This window comes from Bacillus sp. WC2503 (assembly GCF_052682895.1).
Genome location: NZ_JBQYMD010000001.1, coordinates 1,906,205 through 1,929,662 on the forward strand (window position 1 = coordinate 1,906,205; position 23,458 = coordinate 1,929,662).

The 23,458-nt window shown below is 33.5% G+C and carries 23 protein-coding genes and 1 riboswitch; of the genes, 18 read left to right on the forward strand and 5 right to left on the reverse strand.

Translation table 11 applies throughout. From position 1 onward, the window contains the following. The first annotated feature begins 238 nt into the window (after positions 1 to 238). The 5 genes from abc-f (at position 239) to ACUN26_RS09730 (ending at position 6,415) form a co-directional block, all read left to right on the forward strand. Positions 239 to 1,867: a ribosomal protection-like ABC-F family protein gene (gene abc-f, locus ACUN26_RS09710; protein WP_002093744.1), complete on the forward strand. Its 1,629-nt coding sequence runs from the start codon at positions 239 to 241 to the stop codon at positions 1,865 to 1,867. 18 nt (positions 1,868 to 1,885) lie between these two features. After that, positions 1,886 to 2,479, forward strand: a complete 594-nt coding sequence (locus tag ACUN26_RS09715; protein WP_000500623.1) for a GNAT family N-acetyltransferase — start codon at positions 1,886 to 1,888, stop codon at positions 2,477 to 2,479. A 370-nt stretch (positions 2,480 to 2,849) separates the two neighbouring features. After that, complete coding sequence (locus ACUN26_RS09720; protein WP_000404263.1) at positions 2,850 to 3,620, forward strand: ABC transporter ATP-binding protein; 771 nt, start codon at positions 2,850 to 2,852, stop codon at positions 3,618 to 3,620. Further along, complete coding sequence (locus tag ACUN26_RS09725) at positions 3,595 to 5,526, forward strand: FtsX-like permease family protein (protein ID WP_000144134.1); 1,932 nt, start codon at positions 3,595 to 3,597, stop codon at positions 5,524 to 5,526. Before ACUN26_RS09720 ends, ACUN26_RS09725 begins: the two co-directional genes overlap by 26 nt. A 220-nt stretch (positions 5,527 to 5,746) precedes the next feature. Beyond that, on the forward strand, positions 5,747 to 6,415 hold the full coding sequence (locus ACUN26_RS09730; RefSeq protein ID WP_000831680.1) for a lipoprotein BA_5634 family protein: 669 nt from the start codon (positions 5,747 to 5,749) through the stop codon (positions 6,413 to 6,415). 66 nt (positions 6,416 to 6,481) lie between these two features. Here the strand turns inward: ACUN26_RS09730 and ACUN26_RS09735 are convergent, their stop codons facing one another. After that, positions 6,482 to 6,823, reverse strand: a complete 342-nt coding sequence (locus tag ACUN26_RS09735; protein ID WP_001165487.1) for a DUF3914 domain-containing protein — start codon at positions 6,821 to 6,823, stop codon at positions 6,482 to 6,484. Positions 6,824 to 7,101: 278 nt separating this feature from the next. Between ACUN26_RS09735 and ACUN26_RS09740 the strand changes: the two genes are divergently transcribed. The 6 genes from ACUN26_RS09740 to ACUN26_RS09765 all read left to right on the forward strand — a co-directional run bounded on the left by ACUN26_RS09740 (position 7,102) and on the right by ACUN26_RS09765 (position 14,012). Then, entirely contained in the window at positions 7,102 to 8,343 is a 1,242-nt protein-coding gene (locus tag ACUN26_RS09740) for an esterase/lipase family protein (RefSeq protein WP_000517088.1), read from the forward strand. An 87-nt stretch (positions 8,344 to 8,430) separates the two neighbouring features. Further along, positions 8,431 to 9,456: a homoserine dehydrogenase gene (locus ACUN26_RS09745; protein ID WP_000701778.1), complete on the forward strand. Its 1,026-nt coding sequence runs from the start codon at positions 8,431 to 8,433 to the stop codon at positions 9,454 to 9,456. A gap of 227 nt (positions 9,457 to 9,683) precedes the next feature. After that, the gene (gene pdxR, locus ACUN26_RS09750; RefSeq protein WP_000471597.1) at positions 9,684 to 11,132 is read left to right on the forward strand and encodes a MocR-like pyridoxine biosynthesis transcription factor PdxR; all 1,449 of its coding nucleotides are present in this window, start codon (positions 9,684 to 9,686) and stop codon (positions 11,130 to 11,132) included. Positions 11,133 to 11,136: 4 nt separating this feature from the next. Beyond that, complete coding sequence (gene ddlB / locus ACUN26_RS09755) at positions 11,137 to 12,051, forward strand: D-alanine--D-alanine ligase (RefSeq protein ID WP_002038752.1); 915 nt, start codon at positions 11,137 to 11,139, stop codon at positions 12,049 to 12,051. Positions 12,052 to 12,124: 73 nt separating this feature from the next. Then, a riboswitch (TPP riboswitch) is annotated at positions 12,125 to 12,230 on the forward strand. Between the two features lie 127 nt (positions 12,231 to 12,357). Beyond that, positions 12,358 to 13,047 (forward strand): thiaminase II, encoded by a 690-nt coding sequence (gene tenA, locus ACUN26_RS09760; RefSeq protein WP_000144532.1) that lies wholly within the window; start codon positions 12,358 to 12,360, stop codon positions 13,045 to 13,047. A 644-nt stretch (positions 13,048 to 13,691) separates the two neighbouring features. Then, positions 13,692 to 14,012 carry a heterocycloanthracin/sonorensin family bacteriocin gene (locus ACUN26_RS09765; protein ID WP_002038751.1) on the forward strand — a complete coding sequence of 107 codons (321 nt, stop codon included), beginning with the start codon at positions 13,692 to 13,694 and terminating at the stop codon, positions 14,010 to 14,012. Between the two features lie 155 nt (positions 14,013 to 14,167). Here ACUN26_RS09765 and ACUN26_RS09770 read toward each other — a convergent pair whose 3' ends face one another. From ACUN26_RS09770 to ACUN26_RS09785, 4 genes are all read right to left on the reverse strand, one after another. Further along, positions 14,168 to 14,440 (reverse strand): hypothetical protein, encoded by a 273-nt coding sequence (locus ACUN26_RS09770; RefSeq protein ID WP_000088127.1) that lies wholly within the window; start codon positions 14,438 to 14,440, stop codon positions 14,168 to 14,170. Positions 14,441 to 14,877: 437 nt separating this feature from the next. Continuing rightward, entirely contained in the window at positions 14,878 to 15,225 is a 348-nt protein-coding gene (locus ACUN26_RS09775) for an exosporium leader peptide-containing protein (RefSeq protein ID WP_000343263.1), read from the reverse strand. Between the two features lie 1,078 nt (positions 15,226 to 16,303). Further along, positions 16,304 to 16,603, reverse strand: coding sequence for a hypothetical protein (locus tag ACUN26_RS09780; protein WP_000110271.1), 300 nt, complete (start codon positions 16,601 to 16,603; stop codon positions 16,304 to 16,306). Between the two features lie 80 nt (positions 16,604 to 16,683). Next, positions 16,684 to 16,905: a hypothetical protein gene (locus ACUN26_RS09785; RefSeq protein WP_000807684.1), complete on the reverse strand. Its 222-nt coding sequence runs from the start codon at positions 16,903 to 16,905 to the stop codon at positions 16,684 to 16,686. Positions 16,906 to 17,139: 234 nt separating this feature from the next. On the opposite strand from ACUN26_RS09785, the gene ACUN26_RS09790 reads away from it, so the two are divergent. From ACUN26_RS09790 to ACUN26_RS09820, 7 genes are all read left to right on the forward strand, one after another. Continuing rightward, positions 17,140 to 17,310 carry a hypothetical protein gene (locus ACUN26_RS09790; protein ID WP_000862383.1) on the forward strand — a complete coding sequence of 57 codons (171 nt, stop codon included), beginning with the start codon at positions 17,140 to 17,142 and terminating at the stop codon, positions 17,308 to 17,310. 27 nt (positions 17,311 to 17,337) lie between these two features. Beyond that, positions 17,338 to 17,820, forward strand: coding sequence for an ArpU family phage packaging/lysis transcriptional regulator (locus tag ACUN26_RS09795; RefSeq protein ID WP_000166148.1), 483 nt, complete (start codon positions 17,338 to 17,340; stop codon positions 17,818 to 17,820). Further along, a complete protein-coding gene (locus ACUN26_RS09800; RefSeq protein WP_001012111.1) occupies positions 17,820 to 18,362 on the forward strand; it encodes a site-specific integrase in 543 nt (180 codons plus the stop codon). The genes ACUN26_RS09795 and ACUN26_RS09800 overlap by 1 nt, the downstream gene beginning before the upstream one ends. Positions 18,363 to 18,692: 330 nt before the next feature. Then, positions 18,693 to 20,657, forward strand: a complete 1,965-nt coding sequence (locus ACUN26_RS09805; protein WP_001188942.1) for a M6 family metalloprotease domain-containing protein — start codon at positions 18,693 to 18,695, stop codon at positions 20,655 to 20,657. A 353-nt stretch (positions 20,658 to 21,010) separates the two neighbouring features. Next, entirely contained in the window at positions 21,011 to 21,637 is a 627-nt protein-coding gene (locus tag ACUN26_RS09810) for a hypothetical protein (RefSeq protein ID WP_000542411.1), read from the forward strand. Between the two features lie 464 nt (positions 21,638 to 22,101). Next, the gene (locus tag ACUN26_RS09815; protein WP_000079579.1) at positions 22,102 to 22,863 is read left to right on the forward strand and encodes a hypothetical protein; all 762 of its coding nucleotides are present in this window, start codon (positions 22,102 to 22,104) and stop codon (positions 22,861 to 22,863) included. Positions 22,864 to 23,084: 221 nt separating this feature from the next. Continuing rightward, a complete protein-coding gene (locus tag ACUN26_RS09820) occupies positions 23,085 to 23,420 on the forward strand; it encodes an HNH endonuclease (RefSeq protein WP_000760162.1) in 336 nt (111 codons plus the stop codon). The last annotated feature ends 38 nt before the right edge of the window (positions 23,421 to 23,458 follow it).

The window sequence follows — 23,458 nt, forward strand, 5'->3', positions numbered from 1 at the left end:
ATTAACGACGGAAAGGAATGATGGGTGGACGATGATTAACTAATCTTATTTTTAAATGTTGAAATTAAATAAATTTCAATTTGTAAAAAATAGGATTAGTCTGCCCAATTCCATTCAACGGTATTGCTATTTGATTTGCGTAATAGCTTATTTGGGTATAAATAATGTAAGGACTAATCCTGCCAAAATTACTTTGGGAGGATTTTTTTGTTCTCCCTTTATGAAAGGGATCGGTAATATGAAAGAGCTTTTAAAATTAAATGATGTGTATGTTGAAATAAAGGAAAATACTTTGTTAGAAAAAATGAATGTAGTAGTAAAACAAGGGGATGTAATCGGATTAATTGGTAAAAATGGTGCTGGTAAATCAACGTTACTTCAATTAATAAATGGGAAGATTGAGCCATCAAAAGGAATTGTTGAGTGGCAGCAAATGAATATGACAACAGCATATGTTGAACAAGAAATAGAATCTTTTATTAGTAAGGATGTGATTGCAAAAGAAGCAGAGCTTCTTGCGAAATGGGGCGTGCCAACGAACGATTTTCGTACTTTAAGTGGTGGTGAAAAGCTGAAAGTTCGCTTAGCGAAAGGATTTGCGGAAAATCCTAATGTCTTAATATTAGACGAACCGACAAATCATTTAGATGAGATGAGTACGGAATTTCTCATTAAACAAATAAAAAATATGAAAGGTACAGTTATCGTTGTATCGCATGATCGATATTTTTTAGATGTTGTCGCAACAAAAATATGGTCAATTGAGGATAAAAAATTAATTGAGCATAGCGGTAATTATACGAGTTATATGAAAGCACGTGAGCAAAAAAGACTGACGCAACAACGTGAATATGAAAAGCAGCAAAAAAAGATTGAACAAGTAGAAACACATATAAAAGAATTAAGTTCATGGTCACAAAAGGCACATGCACAGTCTACAAAACAAGAAGGTGTTAAAGAATTTTATCGTGTAAAAGCGAAGCGAATGGATGCGCAAGTTAAGTCAAAACGAAAACGTCTCGAAAAAGAGCTAGAGAAAACGAAAGTAGAACGTGTGAAAGAGGAGTACTCAGTTGAGTTCTCAATTCAAGCGAGTAAAAAAGTAGGAAAACGCTTTTTAGAAGTAAAACAATTAAAAAAAGACTTTCATGGAAAAATATTATTTGAAAACGTTAATTTTACAATTCAGCACGGTGAGAAGGTTGCGATTGTTGGACCAAACGGTAGTGGGAAAACAACATTACTAAAGATGATTATGGGAACGGAAACTGTGGAAGGAGAAGTATGGGTTTCACCATCTGCAAACATCGGTTATTTAACACAAGAAGTATTTGATTTACCACTTGATAAAACGCCAGAAGATTTATTTTTTAAAGATTCATTTGAAGAAAGAGGGAAAGTCCAAAATTTAATGAAACATTTAGGGTTCCAAGCTTCTCAATGGAAAGAGCCGATTGAACATATGAGCATGGGAGAACGAGTGAAATGTAAGTTAATGGCTTATATTTTAGATGAAAAAGACGTACTCATTTTAGATGAACCGACAAATCACCTTGATCTGCCTTCACGTGAACAGCTTGAAAATACATTAGCGGAGTATAATGGAACACTAGTTATCGTTTCTCACGATCGATATTTTCTAGAGAAAACAACTAACACAAAACTCGTGTTTTCAAATCATACGATACAAAAACAGCTAGAAGAACCTCCTAAAACAAGAGATGAAATTGAAGAGTTACGTTTAACGTTAGAAACAGAGAGACAAGAAGTATTAGGAAAATTAAGCTTTTTAACTTCTAATGATAAAGAATATAAAGAGCTTGACGAACGATTTATAGAACTTACGAAACAGATTAAGGCGCTATAATTATTTAGGGGGATTAATATGGGAGCAGAGAGTTCAACTAAGTTATTTAGAATAGACTGTGGAGATATATATCTACAAGAGTTTACTATGAAAGATGCTGAGAGTATTTATAAAATATCGAATCAACCGGAAATAGAAAAATTTTTGCCAGACTGGAAATCAACGAAAGAACAGAGGGTTAATTGGATTATCAATGATGAAATACCAGCAAATAAAGCATTTCTTGAGGCAGTGAAAACTACGAATAACATAGATAATCATATGTTAAAGCTAGGAATATTTAAGCAAGCTACAAATGAATTCATTGGATGGTGCTGCACAGGTATTAAAGAAGAACTCCCTTCACCAAACAGAGAGATAATGTATGCTATCTCAAGTGAATATCAAAATAATGGCTATGCTACAAAAGCGACTAAAGGCTTAATTGACTATTTGTTTAAAAAAACAAATGTAAATGTCCTCAACGCAATTGCTTTAATTAAAAATGTACCATCAAATAAAGTTATTGAAAAATGCAGATTTACTAATATGAGCCAACAGACGATAGAAAATCGACTATTTAATCATTATGTATTGAGTAAATCAGAGTGGATAAAAAATATAGCTCTTTGAAGGGAGCTATATTGCATATGAAATCAGTAAAAAAGCTTAGAGCTAAAACTCTGAGCTTTTTTTCGTACTATATGATAAGTTGTTATTCATTGTTTTGAAGTTGTATAGTTATTCTTTATAATATATTGCATGTTGCTAATAAAGAATACAAGGTGTTTCAGCGACTAGAAGTAAGAAGCATTGTATTCCATACCACTATACAAATATTATAAGATAGATATACGTTGATTATATATTGGAAATAGATTTGTTATCAGTTTTTTTAGAAATCTTACAAGCGTGTAAGATAAATGAAAGATGAATCAATATGTGCTATAAGACAATTCATTTACACTTTATAGTGAGCAGTGGAAATGAAGGGAGAATATAAATGGAAATTTTACATGCAAAAAGTATTAGTAAAGTATATAAAGGGAAAATACCTTTTAAAGCATTGGTAGATATTGATTTATCAATTCAAGAAGGTGAATTTGTAGGGATTATGGGACCATCAGGAAGCGGGAAAACAACGTTATTAAATATGGTATCTACTATTGATTCTCCTACATCGGGAGAAATATTAATAAATGGTACAAATCCTTTCCAGTTATCATCAGACAGTTTAGCTTTATTTCGTAGGAAACAATTAGGATTTGTTTTTCAATCATTTAATTTACTTAGCACACTTACAGTGAAAGAAAACATTGTATTGCCGATGACACTAGATGGTGTATCTGTACAAGAAATGAACAAACGAGTGGAAGATATTGCAGAGAAATTAAATATTGCAGATATATTGAGTAAAAGAACGTTTGAAATATCAGGGGGGCAAGCTCAAAGAACTGCAATCGCTCGTGCTATCGTTCATAAACCGCAATTATTACTTGCAGATGAACCGACAGGGAATTTAGACTCTAAATCTTCAAATGATGTAATGGAGATGCTCGATACTCTTAATAAAGAAGAAAAAGCAACGATGATGTTAGTTACACATGATCCGTATGCAGCGAGCTTTTGCAGCAGAGTTATATTTATTAAAGATGGTCAATTATATAATGAAATTTATTGTGGTGAAAGCAGGCAAGCCTTTTATCAAAAGATTATGGATGTCCTTTCTTTGTTAGGAGGGAAAAGGCATGACTTTTCGTCAGTTCGCATTTAATAATATTTTTCGTAATAAGCGTACATATGCTGCTCATTTTTTAAGTTGTACGTTTTCTATTATGATTTTCTTTACGTATGCCCTTTTGTTATTTCATCCTGATTTACAAGGGGAGTTGAAATCGACAAGTGCAACAATAAGTGCATTTGGTACATTAGGATTTACAGTTTCGCAAGGCTTGATATTTGTCTTTTCATTTTTCTTTATTCTATATTCAGTAAGTTCATTTTTAAAAACGCGTAAGAAAGAATTTGGCATTTTAATGATGCAAGGTATGTCAATGAGGCAACTAAAGAAATTATTATTAATTGAAAATATGTTAATTGGACTTGGGTCAATTTGTATAGGGATTTTCATCGGTCTCATATTTTCTAAACTAGTATTATTGATTAGTGCAAGTGTATTAATGATTAGTAATGGCTTACCTTTTTATATACCAGTGAAGGCCGTACTATTAACACTCATCACATTTCTTTTCTTATTTTTAATCGTTTCGCTTGTTACTTTTAAAATGATAAAAGTAACGGAACTTGTGGAACTTATTCAAGCAGAGGAAAAGCCAAAGCCTGAACCGAAATTTTCCATTTTATTATCGCTACTTTCTTTAATTAGTATAGGATATGGATATATTTCAGTATTTCGCTTTATCCCAAGTATTAATTTTATTACGCTCGGAATGGGTGTACTTCTAGTCATTATAGGAACATACTTTTTATATACACAGTGTAGCGTTTATATATTGTATCTTGCTAAAAGGAGAGAATCTTTCTTTTTAAAGCGAACAAATATATTAACATTTTCAGAATTGATTTACCGTATGAAAGATAATGCAACGATGTTTTTTATAGTATCTATTATTTCAGCAGTTGCATTTACAGCAATCGGTACAACAGCCGCTCTTGGTAATAGGAATTTAGTGTGGATGACAAACCCATATACATTTCTGTATGAAAGCTCTGAAAACAACAAATTAGTAGATAAACATCTCTCTATTATAAAAAAACATCTTTCTGATGCAAATATTCCGTACCGAATGGCTTCATCTTCAAGTAAATTTACAGAAAGTAACGTAAATGTATTGAAATTAAGTGAATATAACGAACTTACGAGAGCACTAGGGTATCAACAAGAAACGATTGAAAAAGAAGATGAAATTTTACTAATCCCTGGGAGGGTGTCACAAAAACAAGAATTTAAAAATGGTGACTATAAAAAAAATATTGAAGTTATTCAAGGAGATTGGACAAAGACATTTCGTGTAAAAAAAACTGTGGGGGATCTAGTTTTACCACATGATTCTAGTAGTATTTATATTGCTGTTCAAGATCATGTGTATGATGAAATTCCTCTGACGAGTAATCCAAAAGATGAAAATATTCAACATCGTACTTACGGATTTGTTGTAGATGATTGGATAAAAACGAAAGAGATTTCAAATCAATTAAAGAGTATATTCGATAAAGATCTTAGGGACAGAGATTTCTACTTTGAAGCTTTAACATTAAACTTGTTAGAGGCAAAGCAAAAGAATGGTTTATTACTCATGGCAAGTGTTTTAGTCGGAATCGTCTTCTTTACATTTGCTGCTAGTTTTATTTATTTCCGATTATATACTGATTTGGACCGTGATCAACAACAATATAAAATGATTTCGAAAATGGGATTAAGTAAACGAGAGTTAAAAAAAGTTGTAACGAGACAGTTAGTATTAATGTTCTTCTTACCAATTATCATTGCAGTGATTCATACTGTAGTTGCGTATACGGCACTGCAACAATTAGTCAGTTTTTCTATTTTAAACAGCTCGATCTTTATTTTAATTTCATTTATATGTATACAAGTTTTATATTTTTTTATCACTCGTTGGCGTTACCTACAAAAGCTTTATAAGACTATGGAGCAATAAAATGAAACTTTAATTAGTGGGGGTTTCCTTCATCCCCCACTGATTATTAGCCTTCACCAATCGGGCTTTTGTGGGCAGTTGAGCCCCCACCTAACTTCTTTGCTCTCGCTGAATTTTGAGGTGGGGGTCTTACTGCCCGTTAATGCGAGATAGAGGATATTAACTAATAAAATTACAAAAAAACATGTAAAAAATGATATGAATTATGAAAGGAACCGTGATGAAAAGAACTTTAACTATTTTTATGTTAACTATAATACTTTTAATAAGCTTTAGTGCATGCTCTAAAAAGGACAACGCATTCCCTGCAAACGGTGTATTAATTATTGGAGATGAAAATAATATTTCACCAATTATTAATCGTTATCAGGAAATTACGAAAGAAAATGAAGTGTTTTCTGTGAAAAAAAGTGAAGTTGGAAATGGACATGTCTTAATTTTAAATGAATCTACAGCACTAGCGTTGATTAAAGAAAAAGTTTTTCGTAAACGAGATAATGACTCCGATTATATTATAGATACGTTACCGAAATTCCCAAAAGAAGGATCGCTACTGTTTACAAGTGAAGACGAAAAGACTATGAAAAGTATTAAAATAGAAGGAAAAGAGATTCCTGTTACATACGATAGTGACGCTTGGATAGGTAACAATCGTAAATATCCAACGCAATCGTATGTGATTGTAGCAAAAAATAGTGTATATAAGGAAATAAAAGCAAATGAAACGAAAATGCATCTTCTTCAATTTAAGAAATCTTTAGGTGACGAAAGGCCTAAAATGTCGACAGATAATACAATGGTTAATGAAAATGTCAAAGTAAAAAAGCTAATTAAAGGTTTGGAAGGAGAAGTATCTTTTCAGTTTGTAACGATTGGAGAAAAATCTTAAAAAAGAGTTCGAGGTTGATAGAAACTATATCAACCTCGAACTCTTTTTAGTTATATGCCATTTAGATTACATTACTTCATTTAATCGAGTCTCGTTTGTTTCCTCAATCACATTTGGGTTTTGAACCGAATTACTTTGAGCTTCTTTTTCTTTACGAGACTTTTGTAGCATTTCAAGAATGATCCATAATGGAACACCTTTATCCTTTAACATCTTCCATAAATCTAATTCGTTAAATTTATGCTCAGGCTGTTTCATTTCTTTTTCAGATGAACGAATATCGAACTTGATAGGATCATTTGCTTTCTTACCTTCAAGTTTAGTAGAAGAGATAGTATTATGCTCAAGGTTAGATGGAGTTATTTTAGTAGGTTGAGCTAATGTATGAATGTTTGATCCGATTTGCATGCTTTTTCCTCCTTTTCAAGCAATAAAATTAGTTTTCTTATGATTGTTAAATTCATGTAACATGAGGAAACTACATTCAATTATAAATTCAAATAATCAGATTTACAAGTTGTATTGTAAAAAGTAAATGTTTACTTGAATTAATATTTATCAACATTTGTGTATGTTTTCTATATATACAACGTATATAAAATACTTTACATTATGTGTAAGTTAAAAACTGAATGTGTCAATATTTTTCACGGAAAAATGAAAGCGTTTAATTAGGGGGAGAAAGTATGGGAAAGTTATTTTTAAAAGTATGTTTTTTCACATTAGTGACTGTTTGTTCATTCATAGCGAAAACAACTTACGCTGAAGAGAGGCAACAAAATAATTATCCTATCATTTTAGTGAATGGATTTGCTGGATGGGGTAGGGAAGAAATGTTAGGGGTAAAATATTGGGGTGGTGTTCATGATATACAGGAAGATTTAAAAAGAAATGGCTATACAGTACATACGGCTGCTGTTGGTCCTGTTTCTAGTAACTGGGACCGTGCATGTGAATTATATGCACAAATTAACGGTGGAATTGTAGACTATGGTGCGGCACACGCTGAGAAACATGGACATAATCGTTTTGGTAGAACTTATAGTGGATTTGCACCAAATTGGAGTGAAACAAATAAAGTTCATTTAGTTGGGCATAGCATGGGTGGACAAACGACAAGAACATTAGTGCAGTTATTAAAAGAAGGCAGTTATGAAGAAAAAGACTATGTGAAAAATCATCCGAACGCAAAGATATCACCACTATTTGAAGGCGGTAAATCGTATGTTCATAGTGTTACAACTTTAGCAACTCCTCATAATGGCACAACACTCGCGGACGGAAGTCTTCTATTGCCGTTCGTTAAAGATTTACTCATTACAGCTGCGAGTTTAGGAGGAAACAATAATTTATCATTATATGATTTTAAATTGGACCAATGGGGTATGAAAAAAAATGCTGGAGAGTCCTTCTTCCAATATACTGATCGGATTTTAAATAGTTCAATTTGGGAAAATACAAAAGATATTAGTCAATGGGATTTAAGTACTGATGGAGCAAGGGAGTTAAATAGTTGGGTAAAGACGCAATCGGATGTGTATTACTTATCGTATAGTGGACATGCATCACAAGCAGCACCTATAACAGGTTTACAACTACCTCATATTACAATGAACAAAGTGTTAATGGGGAATGCATTTTTCTTAGGTTCCTATGCAAGATTTGAAGAAAATCGCCCATTAATTGATACATCTTGGTGGCAAAATGACGGTGTAGTAAATACAAATTCTATGATTGCGCCTTCAACTAGTATTGCTGTAAATAATAATGAGTTTTTACAGGTTGGAAAATGGAATCATATTGAAACGAAAGCAAATTGGGATCATTTAGACATGGTAGGACTAAGCGTTTCAGACACGTTAGGTTTTTCTAATATTCAAGAGTTTTATAGAACAGTTGCAGAAAAGTTATCGCGGTTACCGCAATAGTTAATAATAAAGCGCTCTCGATGGAATTCGGGAGCGCTTTATATTATATTGAAAGAGGGATATGGAAGAAAAATATGGGGGGATATTATGAAAATACAAGTTGTTTTATCAGGATACGGGACAGTAGGAAGAGAGTTTATAAAATTAGTAAACGAAAAATATTTATATATATACGAAACATATGGAATCCATTTAGTTGTAAGTGGCGTATTAGGTAGAAATATTGCAATACATAATGAGGAAGGTTTGTCTATTCATCATTTATTAATGTATGGTAGCGGTACTGCATCAATTGAAAAGTATATAGAACATCACCCGAAAGACCGTGCAACAAGTGGGATAAGTGGTACTGTATTGGTAGAATCAACAGTTACAAATCTTAAAGATGGAAATCCGGGAAAAAAATATATAAAACAAGCGATTGAGAAACATATGGATATTGTTGCAATTTCAAAAGGTGCACTCGTTACTAACTGGAGAGAAATAAAGGCAGCAGCAAAAGAAGCGAATGTACGAATTCGCTATAGTGGCGCAACTGCTGCAGCACTACCGACATTAGATATTGGACAATTTAGTTTGGCTGGCTGCAATATTGAAAAAATAGAAGGAATATTAAACGGGACAACTAATTATATTCTTACAAAAATGTATGAAGAAGATGTTACGTTTGAAGAAGCACTGAAAGAAGCGCAAAATAAAGGAACTGCTGAGACGAACCCAATATTAGATGTAAGTGGTTCGGATAGTGCGTGTAAATTATTACTTTTGGCAAACAGCTTGATGGGTGTTGAGAATATGCTTACTGATATGCATATAAAAGGAATCGAAAATGTTACAAAACAACAAATTCGACATGCTAAGGAACAAAACAATTATATTAAATTAATAGCTTCAGCATATAAGGATATGGATGGTAAAGTGAATCTTAATGTAGAACCGCTTGAAATAGAAAAAGACCATCCACTAGCAAAAGTAAATGGAACTGAAAAAGGAATAACATTCTTTACAGATACAATGGGACAAGTTACTACAATTGGTGGAGCTTCTAATCCACGCGGAGCCGCAGCAGCTGCTTTAAAAGATGTAATTAACTTATATCGTAGAGATTTATAGAAGTAAAACTCACACCTTCAAAATTCGGATGGAGAAAAAAAGTTAGGTGGGAGCCTTTTTGCCCATATATGTCCGATTCGGGCTAAAAATCGGTGGGGGATGAATAAAATTCCCACGGATTAAAGTTTCACTTTATAAGACCGTACCGCTGTTAATAAAAAATACATATGTAGTGGACCTTTTGAGAATGAAATAAATATGCAAAAATAATTGCAGGGGGTAAGAAATTGTTTAAAGATTTTAAAGTTGTAAAAGATCGTCCCGTTTATATTCAATTAAAGGATTATTTTAAAAAGATGATTATGAAAGGGCATTTGCTCGGTGATCAAAAGATCCCATCAACAAGGGAACTGAGTGAATTATTATCAGTGAGCAGAAATACAGTACTCTCTGCTTATGCGGATTTAGAACAAGAAGGACTCATTTATGCAGTAAAAGGAAAAGGGAATTTCGTTGCGAAGGTGGATATATCTAACACTTCGTCTGTTGAAATAGATTGGAAAAATAAACTTAATACAGTTACCACATTAGCGGATGAATTAGACTTAATGAAGCATGGAGTCCGCTGGGAAAAAGGAATGGTTGTTTTTAATAGTATAGCCCCGGACGAAAAGCTATTTGATGTTGAAAATTTCAAAAGAGCTTTTCTTACTCGTATGTCCATTGAAGGGGATATCGTATTGAACTACGGATATGCAAAAGGTTACCGCCCGTTAATGAAATATCTACTTCATTACATGGAAATAAAAGGTGTAGATATTTCGAACAAAGATATTTTAATTACAAATGGATTTACAGAAGGATTAGATATTGTACTATCTTCCTTAGCGAAAAAATCAGGGCGTGTGATTTGTGAGAATCCAACTCACCATGCTGCATTGAAACTTTTTTGCTTACATGGACTTGAAGTTCATGGGATAGATATGAATGATGATGGTATTGATACGACTGAAGTAGAAAAAAGTTTACGTGAAAAGGATTTTGATTTTGCGTATTTAATTCCTTCTTATCATAATCCAACTGGTATTGTTACAAGTTCGGAAAAAAGAACGGAATTGATGAGGTTATTTTCGAAATATAAGGTTCCTATTATAGAGGACGGATTTAATGAAGAATTACGTTATTCAGGTTCACATTTATCGCCACTATTAACTTTTGCAGGGGCTGGTAATAATGTGATTTATATTAGTAGCTTTTCGAAGGTACTTTTCCCTGGTTTACGTGTAGGGTGGATTATTGCCGATAAAGAACTGATTCATTATTTAGAAAGTGTTAAAAGAGCAAGAACCATTCACACATCTACGTTAGATCAAGCTGTTTTGTTTCAATATTTACATGAAGGATATTTTGAAAAATATTTAAAAAAGGCAAGATCTGTTTACAAGAAAAAATATGAGTTAGCCGTTGGGGCTTGCAATCAGTATATTCCGTTTAAAAGGATGACTGGAGATGGCGGACTTCATTTGTTTATAGAGTTGGAAGAGAAAATTCACGCTCGCACACTTTTACAAAAGTGTTATGAGAAAGGTGTAACGTTTTCTCCTGGAGATGTTTTTTATTCTGATGGAGGGGGAGCGAATACATTCCGCTTAGGTTTTTCACGTTTGAAGGAGAAAGAAATAGTTAGTGGGATTCAAATAATTGGTGAAACTTTAAAAAATGAAACTTGGAGTTGAGAAAATGAGAATTGGCGTTATTATGGGAGGAGTATCCTCTGAAAAACAAGTATCAATTATGACTGGAAATGAAATGATTGCACATTTAGATAAAAATAAGTATGAAATCGTTCCAATTACGTTAAATGAAAAAATGGATTTAATTGAAAAAGCGAAAGACATTGATTTTGCATTGCTAGCATTACACGGAAAATACGGAGAAGATGGTACGGTTCAAGGGACGCTTGAGAGTTTAGGTATTCCATATAGTGGCAGCAATATGTTATCTAGCGGTATATGTATGGATAAAAATATTTCGAAAAAGATTTTGCGTTATGAAGGAGTAGAAACACCAGATTGGATTGAACTTACAAAAATGGCGGATCTAAAGCTTGATGATTTAGATAAGTTAGGATTTCCGTTAGTGGTAAAACCAAACTCTGGCGGCTCGAGTGTTGGCGTAAAGATCGTCAATGATAAAAATGAATTGATCTCAATGCTGGAAACTGTATTCGAATGGGATTCTGAAGTAGTAATTGAGAAGTATATAAAAGGTGACGAGATTACTTGTTCAATTTTTGATGGTAAACATTTACCTATCGTTTCAATTCGACATGCAGCTGAGTTTTTTGACTACAATGCAAAATACGATGATGTTAGTACAATTGAAGAAGTTATTGAACTTCCAACTGAAATTAAGGAACGTGTAAATAAAGCGTCATTGGCTTGTTATAAAGCATTAAAATGTAGTGTTTATGCAAGGGTTGATATGATGGTGAAGGACGGAATTCCATATGTAATGGAGGTTAATACATTACCAGGGATGACCCAATCAAGTTTACTGCCAAAAAGTGCAGATGCCGCGGGGATTAATTATAGTAAACTATTAGATATGATAATTGAAACTTCATTAAGAGTGAGGAAAGAAGAAGGTTTTTAAGATAATTATACAATTAAAACTTTTGATAGTTCCACGAAGTATGCTATGATAATTACAATACGACAACTAAATATTTATCCACTAGGGGGGCCTTTTGTAGGCTGAGATCAAACATAATTTTGAGACTCTTAGTACCTGATCTGGTTAATACCAGCGTAGGGAAGTGGGAAGACGATTATATTTAAAGAATACATTAATATTGTCTATTTCACTTTCTTTACGCCTGTAAAGAAAGTTTTTTTTGTTTTACAGATTTAATAACTGTGGATAAATACATATATTTTATACATTATTGGAGGAATTTAAATGACTTTTTCACAAACATTACGTAAAGAAGTAGATTCTATTTGGGAGGCAAGTTTTCATCATCCTTTTGTAAAAAAACTTGGTGAAGGTACGTTAGATTTGGCAAGTTTTCGTTATTACGTACTTCAAGATTCATATTATTTAAGTCATTTTGCTAGAGTACAAACTTTAGGAGCTGCAAAGGCTCTTGAATTAGAAACGACAGCTCGCATGGCACACCATGCTCAAAATACATACGAGGCAGAATTATCATTACATGAGAATTTCGCAAAGAAATTAGGAATTACGGAAGAAGAAAAAGGTCATTTTATCCCTGCCCCAACTGCATATGCGTATACTTCACATATGTACCGTGCGGCGTATGAAGGGCATTTAGGGGATATTATCGCAGCAATTTTACCTTGCTACTGGCTATATTATGAAATTGGTGAACGTTTAAAAGAATGTCAGCCAGAAGAGCCGATTTATAAAGAGTGGATTTCTGCTTATGGATCTGATTGGTTCCGTACTTTAGTTGAAGAGCAAATTACACGATTAGATACTATCGCTGAACAAGTGACAGAGTCTGATCGGAAGCGTATGAAACAGCATTTCATTATTAGTAGTCAATATGAATATTCATTTTGGGAAATGGCTTATACATTAGAAAAATGGCCAGTGGATACAGAAGTAAAAGATGTAATTGGATAAAGAGTAGAGGTATTGTTATACATATGTATGGATAATACCTCTTTATATGATTTCAAAAAAGGGGTATCGCAAAAAAGACGTATCAATCTAAGTGCGTCTTTTTTTCAATTTTCTTCAATTAGCAATTTCATGGAGAGCTTGCTGAAAAAGTAGAATGAAAAGCCCTAATCAGGGCTTTTTTTGTAGGAATTTCTTAACCGTCATTGAGTCCTGTCACTAGTAGGTGTTTTGACGCTACGACGGACTAAATCGATTATTCGGCTAGTGAAGTATATAAAAAAGTTAGGAATATCTGAAGGTGCTCTCAGAAAGTATATGGAAGTGTTATAACGAGAGGCATTTACAGTACAGAAAAATCTAAGCGGCATACGGGAATACGTAGGATACGGCATCATGGTTATTGAGAAATGAATTGAACTTAGTAAGCATGAAGATATGACGCAAGCATTCACATTTTATAATTTCTATTTATAAAAATGAGCCCATAGTAAAAATAGGTATATGAACAAGGTGCACCGTCTAGTGATAGGTCATACTTTATAGGTGTACGTATTGAACTTAGTTTATAGCGTTATTTCTACTTAGATTTAACGAACAGAAATATTGGAAAGCATCGATGAGGTTAAAGTTTATAAACGGAGGTCATGAAAATGAATAAGTTTCAACAAGAACTACAAGCGTTAAGCCTTAATGATTACCAGTCTGGAAATATTGTGTATTGGGACCAGCAAAACCAATATCCATACTACTATTTTGAAGATGCTGCTCGTCGCTGTGGCGGTTGCGGTCGTTGTGGCGGTTGTGGAGGTCGTTGTGGTGGTGGTGGATTCCGTTGTGGTGGATTCCGTTGTATTGGTTGTTTTGGTTGTGGCGGCTGTGGCGGTTGTGGTGGTTGTTCTAATTGTTTTAATGGTTTTAATGGTATCACTGATACTACTGGTACTATTGTAACATATGAATATTGATAAGAGAGAAAAGGAATCTACTTTGTAAAGCGTTATACAATTTTATAAAAGAGATAAATCAAAACACACGTAGCATCTTTTAATTTAGAGAGATAATTTATCCAACCTTTTATAAACATTGTGACTTTATTTCAAATCAAAAATCGAATGTCTTTTTATGTTTTATACTCTTGACGCACTCTTTGACTTTTATAAGCAGATTTATTGCACCAGAACCAAAAAGAAGAGCTGCTATCAGCCCTTCTTTCTCTTTTCTTTTTAAGATTGTAATTCTTATAGCCTGTATAATATCTGTCCATAAATGCAACCATGTCACCAAAGAATCCCCATTTACCTACATTTATCCAACCTTTAACAACTGCCGATTTTAATGCTTTTTTCCCCGCATCTTTACGATCTTTTGCTGTTATATCTGATTTTCTGCTCATTCTCATACTTTATATGAAATATGTGAAAATCAGTATGAATGGTGGAAGTGAGCGCAACTTTAAAAGCTATTTATTGGGATTAACAAATTTAATAATCTATTTTTATTACTATTGATTAATTTTGAAACGTAACAAAACTACGTAACTGTTTGTATAAAATGCACTGCTCTAGTATTCAAAATTTAGAACATGGAATAGGGTGCTTTGTTTCTACAAGCTGTTTTTGTTTTACTTCATATTACGATTTATAGACCGGGAATTACACTTTAAATGTTTATTACTGTAGCAGTTATGTTTCTTTCACTAATAGTGTTAGTGGATGTACCAATTCCCGTGGCATTCAGAGATAGCCTGTATACATAAGTACCAGGGGGAGGCGTATCTATCCAGACTATTGAAACGTTGTGTGTTAAATTTGTTGAAACATTTACTGGTTTTTAAATATCTTCTTGAAGCTCCATCTGAACCGCAATAGTAAAGACGCCTCTTTTTAGAGCGAGAATTGAAGATACAGTAAATTCTGTAAGGGGACTTAGGGAAACATAATCAGATCTGAAAACTCCTTCTAACTTTACTATTTGATTAACGCCTACACTAATAGCTGGTAATACGAGGTTAGTTGGGCTAGTTGCAGGAATATGACTTTGGTTAAATGTAACTGAAACAATGCCAGGTGGTCCGGTGTTACCGGTCGGTCTAGTAGGGAATTGAAAAGGTTGCATAGGTGGGAGTGTTGGTCCAATCGAATTCTGGTTTAATGCAGCAGAAGATAAAAACTCGTCCAATATAATTCACCTCTAAAAAATTTATATTACTGATAGTAAATGTAGGCGTTGAGCAAAGTGACATGGACAAGCGGTTGTATGTTAAAAATTAAACAAAATAGTTATTTTATTAAAGAAAAAACATGCACAAAAATTGCGCATGTATAATAAAAAGCTATTTCTTGTCTATGTAAATATATGATTGGCTTATACAAACCGTGAGTGTGTTTGAGAAAAATGGTTATTTATTAACAAATATAAAGAGCGCTTTTAAGGCGCTCTTTAACCAAAACTAATATTAAAAAAGAATACCGCATGATATTTTATGTATGTTCTTAATAAATGTGCGGTTTTTAAACAAAATCCTTATTTTATCTTAAATAAAAAGAGCACACATATAAGCGTGCTCTCAAATAAGAAAGGTAGAATGCTATGAATGGAAAGCCTCGATAGAATAACATATGCTTGTCCGGTTTAAATGTGAGAAGTTTTTAATAAAAACGCTATTTTAGTAAGGAACAAGTTTAAAAGGGAACAACACTTGACATGTTAAAAATTATGACTGAAAGGTATTTTCATATTACCATTAGTGGGGTTTTAATTCCAATAATGGTTGTTGAGAAATAAAACCTTTATTTTGCACAACAAAGCAGCTAGCTGAAGTAGCTAATTGCTTTATTGTACAATTTTAGAAGTTCACTGGATACAGATATATGTTGTAACAAATAGTTACATCTATGGTATAAACAAATACCAAAATATTATGCAGGAAAGAAAACTAAATTAAAACTTCATTTTATAAAGAGAGAAGCACAAAATATTATATGTGTATCCAGTCAATTGAGTGCGTTTTTACTAACAAAGAGCATCTAGCAAAAGCTAACTGTTCGGTTCTCCAAGGGGGAACAAGGAGAAAGTAACTTAATGGGTTGTCTACATTATTGACGGAATCTGGAGGCTTATTCGGTCAAATAAAAAAGGTACTGTATATAAGTGCACTTTGGACCAAGTTTTTTATGGTAACAGTTATTGGTATTATGTGTAAGAACTAACGCGTATCTTGAAAATAATGATTATTTATTTAAATGTAAATTCATAATTAGAGTAGAATCGCATCAATACGCTCGCAGTTAACTACAGTGATATATCCGTTTTCATCTATAAATGTAGCAAGGCGGGATCTATTATGGAATCCTACAAATATAGAAGCTTTTAATATTGTGCCGTTAACTAACAGCTGTTTTATTTTTTTTCCTAAGTAATATGTTTCTAAAAGATAGCAAATATTTTTAGAACTCTCTTTTTGGGTTGGGATAAAAGAACGTCGGTTATTTGGAAGAGATGTTAGATTAGGATTGAATACTTTGGGAGTAATAGCATAGTTGATGAAAACTGACATTTTTCCGGCTCCTCTATTTTATAATTTATATTGAAATATGCTGTGTGAAATAGGGCTTTTTTCAAAGCCCCATCTTTACTCTACTCAGCTTCAATTCTAAGCGCTTGAATATCACGACAGTCCAAAACAATTATAGAGCCAGGTTCTGTTGTGTTATCCACAAATGTTACACAAAAATTATCTGGATTAAAGTTAGTAAAAATAAGATCCTCTAGTGTTGTTCCTGTAAGGAAAACATCTACTTCTGTACCTAACTGTAATCTTTCTAATTGTTCGCAAACACATTTTGTATGCTCAGCCATATAAAAACACCTCCTTTTCTCAAATTACTATTAATATATGTATAAATTAAATAGAACGATTGGAGTAATAGCTTAGTAATATTAATTATTTTGCTAGTTAATATTTTTATAAAATAATCCTTTGAAATGAATATCGTCCGGCTAGAAAACTAGAGGACACCAATTCATTAAAGCAGCCATTAAAGCTGTTTTAGGAATAGGTGTCCTTTTTATTTTGAAAAGGGAGATGGGGAAATGAAGGTATTTAAGGATCAGCTACGTGAGTGGAAAAAGCAATCAAAACCAGCAAAGAAGAAAGGCAAGAAAAAGCGAAAAGAGAAATTTAGTACTCATGAAATTGAGGATTTGATGGGGATGCATAGACCTTGTTATGAACGGAGACGTGGAGCTTTAAGACAAAAATAATTAAAAAATAAAAAGGAGTGGTCTTACATGACTAAACAATTATCTTTCTTACCAAAAATTGATAGAGCAGCAACGCAAGAGAAATTAGAAGGTGTTCTTGAAAGTGTGCGTATATATAGACAGTTCGGAATGATTCGTAAAGAAATGAAAGTCATTCCTTCTTATGAAATGAGAGAACACGGTCCAACTTATACAGTAGGGAAGCCTTTAGAGGATGTAGCAATCGCTAATTTACAACAAAGTGAGCATGAAGAGTGGTTGGAGTTAATGTCATTCCGTATTAATCAGTTTTTAAGTCGCTTAGGTAATAGTTATGCAGGAAAGATTCAGAGAGACATTATAAATAAGCGTTATTTAGACGAAGAAGCCGTATGTGATTATATGGTTTATAACGAAATTGGAATGGCTGAACGTACATATCGCCGTTGGAAGTCCAGGGCATTTTATAATTTAGCTTTTGCTCTTAGATTAGAAGTTTATGAAACTGAAGGAACTGGAGGGAATGAATAATGAACTTCGTTCAACCAATACGTGATCCAGAAGAAATACAGCAACTAAAAGAGTATTTTAAGGAAAAGAGCTTACGTAATTACATCCTCTTCATTATAGGTATTAATACTGGCCTGAGAATCTCTGATATTTTGAAACTGAGGGTAGGAGATGTCAAAGGTAGTCATATATCTATGAGAGAAAAGAAAACAGGGAAACAGAAACGAATACAAATTACTGCAGCACTGAAAAGAGAACTTAAATGGTTTATTGAGGTAAGGAAAGATAATGAGTACCTATTGCAAAGTAGACAAGGTAGGAATCGTCCAATTGGTCGTAGTATGGCATATAAGATATTAAGCGGAGCAGCGGCGGAGTTTGGATTAGATGAAATAGGAACACATACGTTGAGAAAAACCTACGGGTATCACATGTACATGCAAACGAAAAACATAGCATTGCTCATGGAGATATTTAATCACTCGTCAGAGAAGGTTACGTTACGTTATATAGGTGTAAATCAAGATGCAATGGATAAGGCAATGACTAGGTTTAAAATTTAATCATTGGTTTTTCTTTTGCGCTAGTTTAAAACCTTAGTCTAATTGCGATTGGATTACCATATCAAAAAAATGAATGTTACGTTAAGACACATTTTAGACAGAAAATCATTAGTTCTCTGAAGGACTACCATTATCAATCTTGTTTTATTGGATAATCTTGAGAAAATATTTATCTGGATAAAAAATTAACATTTTTTCAATTTCCTGTAATTATAATTAAAGGTATTCTGTTAGTGTTATACAAATGTATCTTTCAATCTATTCCATGTATGAATCTAGTCTGGCTATCAACAGAATATTCCACACACAATTGAAAAAGGGGGAAAGTTTATGCAAAGAATTTTAAAATTCCTGATCATGTCCGTTTTTTCTTTGATTTGTGTTTTGTATGTTCAAACGAACGCTTTTGCCGCACCAGCATACGAGGGAGTTGTCAAAATGAAGCAGCCGTCAGGCGAAACTTTTGAAGGCTCGTTACATGGAGATGAATGGTTCCACTGGGTAAGTACAAAGGATGGCGACATACTTTTACAAGATCAGAAGGGATATTGGAATTACGCTGAGCTTACATCAGATGAACTGAAATCAACGGGTACAAAATATAAAATCGATAAGAAGCCTTCAATGGCGGTAAATGAGGACAATTTGAATAAGTGGATAAAAAAATACAACCCTCAAGCAAAGAAAAAACAGGAGCACATGAATAAGTTACAAAAAGAATCACCAAAAAATATTGATGGAACTGTCACTCCAGTTGTAGGAACCAAAAAATTACTTGTTTTGTTAATTGGGTTTACAGATGTTGATATTGCATATAACGATAACGACTGGAGTAACAAATTCTTTTCTACAAATCAAAAGTCAGTTAAGAATTACTATAATGAAGTAAGTAACGGAAAAGTACAGATAACTCCAGCTCCTGAAACATATGGTACTCAAAATGATGGAGTAGTTAAAGTGAAATTAGATTACGCTCATCCGAGTACATCGGGAAAAAGTATGGGTACGGTTATAACAGATGCACTGGCTAAAGCTGATTCTCAAGTGAATTTTGCTAGTCTTGATACTAATAATGATCAAGTCATTGACTCTAAAGATGGCTTCTACATTGTAAGTTTTCTTGCTGGTAATGAACAGGCTGCTCCTGGTGCCCCACTTCCTTATATTTGGGCACATCAGTCGTATGCTCCCAATACAAATCACGATGGTGTTACTGTATCAGGCATGTATACGGCGCAGGGTGAAAAACAATATGGTCATATGGCAACGATTGGTATCCCTGCGCACGAGTTAGGTCATTCCTTTGGTCTTCCAGATCTATATGGTGATAATAATCGTGTGGGTAGCCTAAGTATAATGGGTAATGGATCTTGGAATAATCTTCAAGGAGAAGATTATGGAGCTACACCCGGTCATATGGATGCTTGGTCAAAAGTAAAATTAGGATTTGTAACACCAAATGTAGTAAATACCACTAATAACTTTACTCTAAATGCGATTCCAAATAACTATAATGTGTTAAAGATTCCTTTAAAGGATAATACGTATTTTTTAGTTGAGAATCGCGCAAAGGTTGGGTATGATGCGAGCTTACCAACAAATTCTGGTGGTATTGCGGTTTGGCATATTGATGAATCCATGAATAATAATTCCAGTGATCCTCATCCCTTCATTGATATAGAGCAATCAGTCAGTGAATACCAAGACCCGTTCTATTACACGAATCAAAATCATGCTGCTTCCTTTGGTCCAGACACCAATCCGAATAGTAATACCTATACGGGAGAAAAATCAGGAGTAACGATTACAACTACAAGTACAAGTAATTCTGCTATGAATGTAGCAGTCACAACAAAAGAAGCTAGTTTAATTCCGCAAACAAACTGGACACTAAAATATGTAGATAGCTATAATTGGTACAATTTAGGTACGTATGCCTTTGATGGAAACAAAGACACATTTTGGCATACAAACTGGAGCCCCGTAGCTCCAATGCCGCACGAGATTCAAATTGATTTAGGTGCAACTTATAACCTCTCCAAATTCAGCTACTTGCCAAGGCAAGACGGCCAAATTAACGGAACGATTAAGGACTATGAGTTTTACGTCAGTAGTGATGGAGTAAACTGGGGAACAGCGGTATCCATAGGTGCTTTTGCAAACAATACTAACTTGAAAGAGGTCAGCTTTGCAAACAAGACAGGTCGTTATATTAAACTACGTGCATTAAGCGAGGTAAACAACAATCCATGGACAAGTGCCGCTGAAATTAATGTATTTGGAGTGGTTCAATAATATATTTGTGAGGTTATCTAATTAAATCATTGATACGCTAGTTCAAAAGGTTATCAAATGCTGAGGGTTCGCTCAGCATTTGATAACCTTTTTGTTCTATACTAGCCAATATGCAAAAGAAAAATATGGATTGATAAAATTCATATTTTTAGCTTGATAGCAATGTGGTGGTACTCCTTACAGTTACTCATAAATTTTGTACTATGTAACTCAAAAAAGAAAGGATTATAAATTTAATGATACCAAGGGATTCAGCGAAGGGGGCAGTTACACACAATATAAGATATGGGTAAGTCAGTTGAAGTGTTATAATAAGATTTATTGATATAAAATATTTAAAGAGGAGGATGGTCATGGGATATACTCGTGAGCAGTGGGAAGAGCGAAGTAGTCATAGAACAGATCTAAGTGCTTTTTTAGTTCATTTAACAAAAGGTATATATGATGAAAACGGAGGGCAATTAAAAACAGCAAGTCAGGTTCTTGGTGAAATATTGACTTCTAAGAAGTTATTGGGAAGTACAACGCAGTCGGGGTATATAATTGGAGATAATAAAGCAGTATGTTTTCAGGACATGCCGTTACATAGTGTATGTCAAAATATATTGTTCGAACAGGAGCGAACAAAGGACAGGTCTCAAATGAGGTACACTGCAGTCGGTATAGCTTTTCCGAAGGCTTATGTGTATGCCAAAGGTGGCAGACCTGTAATGTATGAAAAAAAAGAAATTGCTAAGAATCTTCTTCCAAGAGATGAATGGTGGCGGATAGTAAATTTAAATTTAGACGATAAAGAGAATTTTATTGATTGGACACATGAAAGAGAATGGAGGGTAAAAGGAGACTTCCAATTTGACCTTAAATCGGCAGTTGTTCTTTTTGGTAGTCCACCTGGATATAGAGGTTTTGTAGAAAATACAAATTCAACAATTTTAAAGGAATTAGGTGGAATAAATATGATGGCACCAATTATTTTTTAAGAGTTAAATAAAAAGTGGCAGAGAAATGACCGCTTTTTGGCAGTAAATGTACCGGTTGTTTTGGAATCAACGTGATATATTTGTATTGTGAGTAGTGGCGGAAAACATTGCTCATAAAGTTCCTTATAACTTAAATGGATCGTCATAACCGGTGGCGATGGTTGCAGATTGGATGAACAGTTGTTTCTTGTTTTCACATTCAATTGCAATTCACGTTGTGTAAACGGAGAAGTGCTTTTGCTCTTCTTCCAGTTACTTAATATTATTGGATAGATAAATGTAAACAACATTAGGTGGTTGGAAGAAGAATAAAACTTCATTTACCGTATTTGAATTACAAAATAATAAATAATGAAATGGCATCTATTTGGCGCTTTAAATCTTTTAAAAGGATAATGTTGTCTTTTGTCGAATGAGTAGTTGGAGTTAAGTTTAATTCAATAATCAAACAGGAGATGGTATTAATGGCACAAGTAGAATATAGAGTGAGAGTGAAAGGAATAGAGTGTAGGGAGGCTATATGTTTTCAACCCAATTCTGAATTGAATTCAAATAGTGGCATTACCAATGTAGAAATCAGCTTTACTGATTTGGATTCTGATTACTATAGCATGCTGATTAAAGTTACAATTAATAATAATCATGCTCAAGTAGAAGAATTTATTTCGAAAATTTTAGGTTTATTTTCGTATGAATTTGGTATGTTATATAAAGATTTGACAAAAATTTCAGACTCACGAAGTTTAGCTACTGGAATGATAACCATATACAATAATTCTGGCTATCGTTTGTTAGAAGAAACAGATCGAGAGGATATTATTAATAATTTAGGAAATCAGACTTTTGAGGCGGATATTCTAGGGAATGCTTTTGTTTCAATTCTTGTAAATTCATTAAGAATTGAAGGTGTTGTTGGTAGGTTTATTCAGTTATATGGGCTGTTACAAATGGTTGTACCAACATCAGATTTAAGTAGGCCAACTAGTCAGCGAGATGTCGATTCTTTTATTAGAAATAATGGATTTAGCTTTTATAATGTAAATGAGGATAAGCCTACTACACGTCCTAGAGGTTCTGGTAATGATACGATATATACTTGGTTAAGAAATCAAGTAGGGCATACAGGTTCTACGGTAGATGTAGCGGATGTCCAAAATCAAATCGAAGATAAAGTTAACGAGTTGTTTATCATTACAAAAACAGCAATCATCAATTTTGAGATGTAAAACTAATACAGAATTTATTAATTAGAAATATTGGATGATGAAACATGTATGAGGTATGAGAGTAAAGTAGCGAATTCGCTACTTTTTTATTTTATAGAAAAGTAAAGAGTGATTCTGGATCGGGGGAATACATCTATTTTGAAGAATAACAACTTGACGAGTGAGTTAAATACTATGAAGAGGATTATGCAATTGAAGATATATGGATGTGGTAAAAACAAATGAAAAAATATAAAACCAAACAACAGAAGCGTAAGTTCTATGACAGTGGTGAATGGAAACAATTACGAGAACAAGTAAAGAAGCGTGATAACTATGAATGTCAAGAGTGTAAACGTAACGGACGTGTTCAAACAGATACCAATGAATACAGTGAGAGTGCAAAGCGTAAGAAGATACAGTTAGTTGTCCATCATATAAAAGAACTTGAACATCATCCAGAACTTGCATTAGAAATAGACAATTTAGAAACAGTCTGTGTGGATTACCATAATAAAGAACACGGTAGAACATTCAAAAAGAAACAGAACAAATGGGAACACGATGAAAAGTGGTGAAAATGATTCAGAAACAGTCCCCCCTTAAAATATTTCAT

Coding starts and splice junctions, on each gene's coding strand:
- abc-f (WP_002093744.1), top strand. CDS start 239: ATGAAAGAGCTTTTAAAATTAAATGATGTGTATGTTGAAATAAAGGAA.
- ACUN26_RS09715 (WP_000500623.1), top strand. CDS start 1,886: ATGGGAGCAGAGAGTTCAACTAAGTTATTTAGAATAGACTGTGGAGAT.
- ACUN26_RS09720 (WP_000404263.1), top strand. CDS start 2,850: ATGGAAATTTTACATGCAAAAAGTATTAGTAAAGTATATAAAGGGAAA.
- ACUN26_RS09725 (WP_000144134.1), top strand. CDS start 3,595: ATGACTTTTCGTCAGTTCGCATTTAATAATATTTTTCGTAATAAGCGT.
- ACUN26_RS09730 (WP_000831680.1), top strand. CDS start 5,747: ATGAAAAGAACTTTAACTATTTTTATGTTAACTATAATACTTTTAATA.
- ACUN26_RS09735 (WP_001165487.1), bottom strand. CDS start 6,823: ATGCAAATCGGATCAAACATTCATACATTAGCTCAACCTACTAAAATA.
- ACUN26_RS09740 (WP_000517088.1), top strand. CDS start 7,102: ATGGGAAAGTTATTTTTAAAAGTATGTTTTTTCACATTAGTGACTGTT.
- ACUN26_RS09745 (WP_000701778.1), top strand. CDS start 8,431: ATGAAAATACAAGTTGTTTTATCAGGATACGGGACAGTAGGAAGAGAG.
- ddlB (WP_002038752.1), top strand. CDS start 11,137: ATGAGAATTGGCGTTATTATGGGAGGAGTATCCTCTGAAAAACAAGTA.
- tenA (WP_000144532.1), top strand. CDS start 12,358: ATGACTTTTTCACAAACATTACGTAAAGAAGTAGATTCTATTTGGGAG.
- ACUN26_RS09765 (WP_002038751.1), top strand. CDS start 13,692: ATGAAAATGAATAAGTTTCAACAAGAACTACAAGCGTTAAGCCTTAAT.
- ACUN26_RS09770 (WP_000088127.1), bottom strand. CDS start 14,440: ATGAGCAGAAAATCAGATATAACAGCAAAAGATCGTAAAGATGCGGGG.
- ACUN26_RS09780 (WP_000110271.1), bottom strand. CDS start 16,603: ATGTCAGTTTTCATCAACTATGCTATTACTCCCAAAGTATTCAATCCT.
- ACUN26_RS09785 (WP_000807684.1), bottom strand. CDS start 16,905: ATGGCTGAGCATACAAAATGTGTTTGCGAACAATTAGAAAGATTACAG.
- ACUN26_RS09790 (WP_000862383.1), top strand. CDS start 17,140: ATGAAGGTATTTAAGGATCAGCTACGTGAGTGGAAAAAGCAATCAAAA.
- ACUN26_RS09795 (WP_000166148.1), top strand. CDS start 17,338: ATGACTAAACAATTATCTTTCTTACCAAAAATTGATAGAGCAGCAACG.
- ACUN26_RS09800 (WP_001012111.1), top strand. CDS start 17,820: ATGAACTTCGTTCAACCAATACGTGATCCAGAAGAAATACAGCAACTA.
- ACUN26_RS09805 (WP_001188942.1), top strand. CDS start 18,693: ATGCAAAGAATTTTAAAATTCCTGATCATGTCCGTTTTTTCTTTGATT.
- ACUN26_RS09810 (WP_000542411.1), top strand. CDS start 21,011: ATGGGATATACTCGTGAGCAGTGGGAAGAGCGAAGTAGTCATAGAACA.
- ACUN26_RS09815 (WP_000079579.1), top strand. CDS start 22,102: ATGGCACAAGTAGAATATAGAGTGAGAGTGAAAGGAATAGAGTGTAGG.
- ACUN26_RS09820 (WP_000760162.1), top strand. CDS start 23,085: ATGAAAAAATATAAAACCAAACAACAGAAGCGTAAGTTCTATGACAGT.